Origin of the sequence: Streptomyces sp. ICN903 (assembly GCF_022015835.1) — a bacterium.
Classification (GTDB): Bacteria; Actinomycetota; Actinomycetes; order Streptomycetales; family Streptomycetaceae; genus Streptomyces; species Streptomyces fenghuangensis.
On sequence record NZ_JAKMAY010000393.1, the window covers coordinates 1 to 4,438 of the forward strand.

The following is a 4,438-nucleotide window of genomic DNA, read 5'->3' on the forward strand; positions in this document are numbered from 1 at the left end:
CCGGCGGGGGGCGCGCCGGCCGGTGCGGGGGCGTCGGCGCTCTGCCCGCCGGTGATGGTGCGCACGGCGTCCTTGAGCTGCTCCTCGGAGACCGGGACGACCTGGGACGGGATGCAGGTCGCGTGGGCGAAGGCGAGCACGGCCGTCTCCTCGCCGAGGAAGAGCACGGTGCTGGTGCGCTCCTGCTCGGGATCGCCGGGGGCGCGGCAGGAGGTGCAGTCGTAGCTGCCGGGGGCGCTGTCACCGGCGATCAGCCGGGCGGCTTCCTCCTCGCCGATCTCGGCGCGGACGTCGTCGCTGACATCGAGCATGGGGGACACGGGGAAACTCCTGGCGTTCGGTTCTGGTTCACATGCACAACGGGGGACCGAGTGCCGTGGTAACGCGCCGGGGGGAGCGCAGGTCGCACTGGCGGATGCGCGGTGCGCGGCGCGCGCCGGTTCGTTCCACTTCCCCCCGGAGAACCGGGAGGCGCGGGGGAGACGGCCTCGGCCAGGGGCCCCCGGCGCCCGGCACGCGGTCCGCCGACCGGGTGAGGCCCGGGCCCCGCGCTGGCGCGTTTGCGCCGGTCGCGCGCCTGTACGGCCCTAGCGTGGAGAGGTGCCGCACATGCGCCTCGGCCCCCGGGCCGCTCCCACCACCGCTTCGCCCCGTGCCGCTCCACCGGCCCCGGCCGCGGCGCCGTGCCGGTCGCGCGGCCGCTTCGGGCCGGGCACGGGCGCGGTACCGTCCGACGCCGCCGGGGCCCCGCGCCGGCGGCATCGGACGGGACGGAGCCGGCCGGGAGGGAGACCGGCGGGAACCGGGGAGACCCCCCGCGGGCGGAGGCGCTTCCCGCACCGACCCCGGGCCGCCGCCCGGCCGGGGTCTTCCGTACCGCCGCCCCACCGGGCGGGAGCCCCGCCGGGGGCGCGCGGACGGCGGAACGAGTCGTTCGGTTCCTGAAAAAGCCTCACAACAGATGAACTTTTCGGGTACAAGGCGATCAAGCGAGCCAACCCGCGGCGGCCTTCCGAGGTCTCTTCCCAAGAGACGCGGCATCAACAGGAGTGCGACACCGGGAAACACGGCGCCGGGATGCTTACCCGCGCGCTTTCGTGGGACATGGAGACGGATGCATATCTCTTTTCTGCTGCATCACGGGTACGGCATGGGCGGGACGATCCGGACCACCTTCAACCTCGCGTGCGCGCTCGCGCAGCAGCACGACGTCGAGATCGTCTCGGTCTTCAGACACCGCGACCGTCCCGTCTTCGACCTGGACCCCGCGGTACGCCTGCGCCATCTGGTGGACATGCGCAAGCACAGCCCGGACTACGACGGCGGCGACCCCGAGCACGCCCGGCCGTCCAGGCTGTTCCCGCGCGCCGACGGCAACCACCGCAAGTACAGCGCGCTCACCGACCGCCGGATCACCGAGTACCTGGCCGGCGTCGAGGCGGACGTCGTGATCGGCACCCGCCCCGGCCTCAACACCATGCTCGCCATGCACACCAGGCCCGGTCCGGTGCGCATGGGGCAGGAACACCTCACGCTCTCCACCCACTCGCGGGCCCTGCGGGCGACCCTGCGCGGCGCCTACCCGCGCCTGGACGCCCTCACCACCGTCACCGAGGCCGACGCGCGCGACTACCGGCGCATGATGCGCCTGCCCGGGGTACACGTGCAGGCGGTGCCCAACGGTGTCCCCGCGCCGGCGGTGGAACCCTCCGACGGCACCGGGAAGTGGGTGATCGCCGCCGGCCGGCTGGCTCCGGCCAAACGCTACGACGTGCTGCTGAAGGCCTTCGCCAAGGTGGTCGAGCAGCGGCCCGACTGGCGGCTGAGGCTCTACGGGGCTGGACGCGAGGAGGCGAAGCTGCGGGCCATGGTGGAGGAACTCGGCCTGTACAACCACGCCTTCCTCATGGGGCCGGCCCATCCCATCGAGGCCGAGTGGGTCAAGGGCTCGGTCGCGGCCGTGACGTCGAGTCTGGAGTCCTTCGGGATGACGATCGTGGAGGCGATGCGCTGCGGTCTGCCGGTGGTGGCCACCACCTGTCCACACGGGCCGGGGGAGATCATCGCCGACGGGGTGGACGGGCGGCTGGTGCCCACCGGCGACATCGACGCCATCGCCGGATCCCTGCTGGAGCTGATCAACGACGACGATCTGCGCCGGAAGATGGGCCGCGCCGCGATCGCGGACGCCGCCCGCTACGACCCCGCGCGGGTCGGCGAGATGTACTCCTCGCTCTGCACGGAGCTCGTCGCGCGCGGTGGACGCAGCGGGATCGGCCGGCTGCGCTCCTCCCTGCACCGGACCCGGGGAGCCCTGCTGGGCGGGGCCTACGCCACCAAGGACGCCCTGGCACGCGCCCGCCGGGGCGCGCTGAGAAGAGGAAGGACCGCATGACCGCGACCACCCGCAGGCCCGCCGGCGCCCCCGACACCCCCGGTGTCCCCGGGGAGACGGCGCCGCGGGCCGACTGCACGGCGGACAGTGCGGGCGGCCTCAGCTTCGACATCACGCTGCCCGGCGTCGCGGAGCGGTGGGACGCCGCTCTGCTGCTGCGGCTGCGCGACTTCGATCCGGAGGAGTCGGTGCGCCTGCCGCTGGAGCCGCTCTCCGGCGACCCGGACGGTTCCGTGCTCCGCGCCGTCCTGCCCAGCACGGTCCCGCTGGCGGAAGGACGCTGGGACGCCTATCTGGTGATCGGCGAGGGCGAGGCGCGGCGGCTGCTGCCCGGGTGCTGCGACCTGCGCCCGCTGGTCGACCGGGTGCCGCGCACCGACCGGACCTGGCTGGGCGTGCGCATCCCGTACGCCACCAAGTACGGCAACCTCTCGGTGTGCTCCTGGCTTCGCTGGCCGCACGCCGAGGCGGGCGACATCTGGCCCGCCGACGGCGGGCTGACCGTCCACGGGAGGCTGTACGGGGCCGAACTGACCCCCACCGCGCGGCTGGAGGCCCGTCCCCGCCGCGCGGCCGCTCCGGACGGCGGGCAGGCGCGGCCCGTCACCGCACCGGTCACCCCGGTCGACGTGCCCGCACAGGGGCACGGTTTCACCGCGCGGCTGGCGTACGGCGATCTGGCCCGGGAGCCTGGCGCGGAGGGCGACTGGCAGTTGTGGCTGCGTCCCGGCGAGGACGCGGAGCCGGTGCGGGTGGCCCGGATCCTGGACGACATCGTCGACAAGCACAGGATCCTGCGCTACCCGGCGCGGCCGGTCGCCGCGGACGGAGGCGGGGAGCTGACGGCCCGTCCGTACTACACCGGCGCCAACGACCTGGCCGTGCGGCTGGAGGGCACGGGGCCGTCCGGCTCCTGACCTTCGCGGTCCGCGGGGACCTGTCCGTCCGGGGAGAGCCCGGCCCGCCGGGGTGAGCCCCCGCCCGCTCCGGGAGAGCTCGGGACGGGCATGGTGTGCCCGGCGGCCTTGAGGACGGTTCCTGTCCTCAAGGGGTGGCAGAATCGGCCGCATGATGGAGACATCGGCACGACTGCTGCGTCTGCTGTCCCTGCTCCAGGCCCACCGGGAGTGGTCCGGCGCCGAGCTGGCCGAGCGTCTCCGGGTGACCTCGCGGACGGTGCGCCGCGACGTGGAACGGCTGCGGACACTGGGTTACCCCGTCCACTCCACCACCGGAACCGCCGGAGGCTACCGGCTCGGCGCGGGCGCCGAACTGCCGCCCCTGCTCCTGGACGACGACGAGGCGGTGGCCGTCGCGGTCGGGCTGCGCACGGCCGCGCACAACGCGGTGCAGGGGATGGAGGAGTCCTCGGTGCGGGCCCTGGCCAAGCTGGAACAGGTGCTGCCGGACCGGCTGCGCCGCAGGGTGAGCGCGCTCGCCGCCTTCACCGCCCCGCTGGGCGGGCGGCGCGGCCCGGCGGTCGATGTGGAGACCATCACCGAGCTGGTGAACGCCTGCCGCGACCGCCGGCAGCTGCGCTTCACCTACCGGGGGCACGACGGTTCCGGTTCGCGCCGTACCGTCGACCCGTACCGCCTGGTGTGCAGCAGCCACCGCTGGTACCTGGTGGGCTGGGACGCCGGCCGCGCCGACTGGCGCACGTTCCGCGTCGACCGGCTCACCCTCACCCCGCCGCACGGCCCCCGCTTCGCCCCCCGGCAGCCGCCTGCCGAGGACTGGGCCGCCTATGTCTCCGAGGGCATCTCCACAGCGGCGTACCCACAGCGGGCGACCGTACTGCTGCACGCCCCGGCGGAGCAGGTAGCGGAGCGGATCGCGCCCACGGCCGGCGTGCTGGAACCGCTGGACGGGCGCACCTGCCTGCTGCGCACCGGCGCTCCCTCCCTGGACGAGATGGCCCTCCACGTCCTGATGCTGGGCTTCGACTTCGAGGTGCGCGAACCGGACGGACTGGGCGAGCGGATAGAGGAGCTGGCGGACCGCCTCGGCCGGGCGGCGCGGGCATGGCGGACGGACGGGGAG

3 protein-coding genes and 1 pseudogene are annotated in these 4,438 nt (G+C 74.5%); 3 read left to right on the forward strand and 1 reads right to left on the reverse strand.

Going from position 1 to position 4,438, the window contains the following annotated elements; translation table 11 throughout:
* Positions 1–320: pseudogene (locus L7D48_RS26395) on the reverse strand (hypothetical protein); the annotation flags it as partial.
* Between the two features lie 794 nt (positions 321–1,114).
* Here L7D48_RS26395 and L7D48_RS26400 point away from each other — a divergent pair.
* The 3 genes from L7D48_RS26400 to L7D48_RS26410 all read left to right on the forward strand — a co-directional run.
* A complete protein-coding gene (locus L7D48_RS26400; protein WP_237883225.1) occupies positions 1,115–2,395 on the forward strand; it encodes a glycosyltransferase family 4 protein in 1,281 nt (426 codons plus the stop codon).
* Positions 2,392–3,312 carry a hypothetical protein gene (locus tag L7D48_RS26405; RefSeq protein WP_237883227.1) on the forward strand — a complete coding sequence of 307 codons (921 nt, stop codon included), beginning with the start codon at positions 2,392–2,394 and terminating at the stop codon, positions 3,310–3,312. Before L7D48_RS26400 ends, L7D48_RS26405 begins: the two co-directional genes overlap by 4 nt.
* A 151-nt stretch (positions 3,313–3,463) precedes the next feature.
* A partial coding sequence (locus L7D48_RS26410; protein WP_237883229.1) for a YafY family protein occupies positions 3,464–4,438 on the forward strand: 975 nt, incomplete at its 3' end.

Bases quoted from the DNA above. Each gene is read 5' to 3' on its own strand.
- L7D48_RS26405 (WP_237883227.1), top strand. From the start codon at position 2,392: ATGACCGCGACCACCCGCAGGCCCGCCGGCGCCCCCGACACCCCCGGT.
- L7D48_RS26400 (WP_237883225.1), top strand. From the start codon at position 1,115: ATGCATATCTCTTTTCTGCTGCATCACGGGTACGGCATGGGCGGGACG.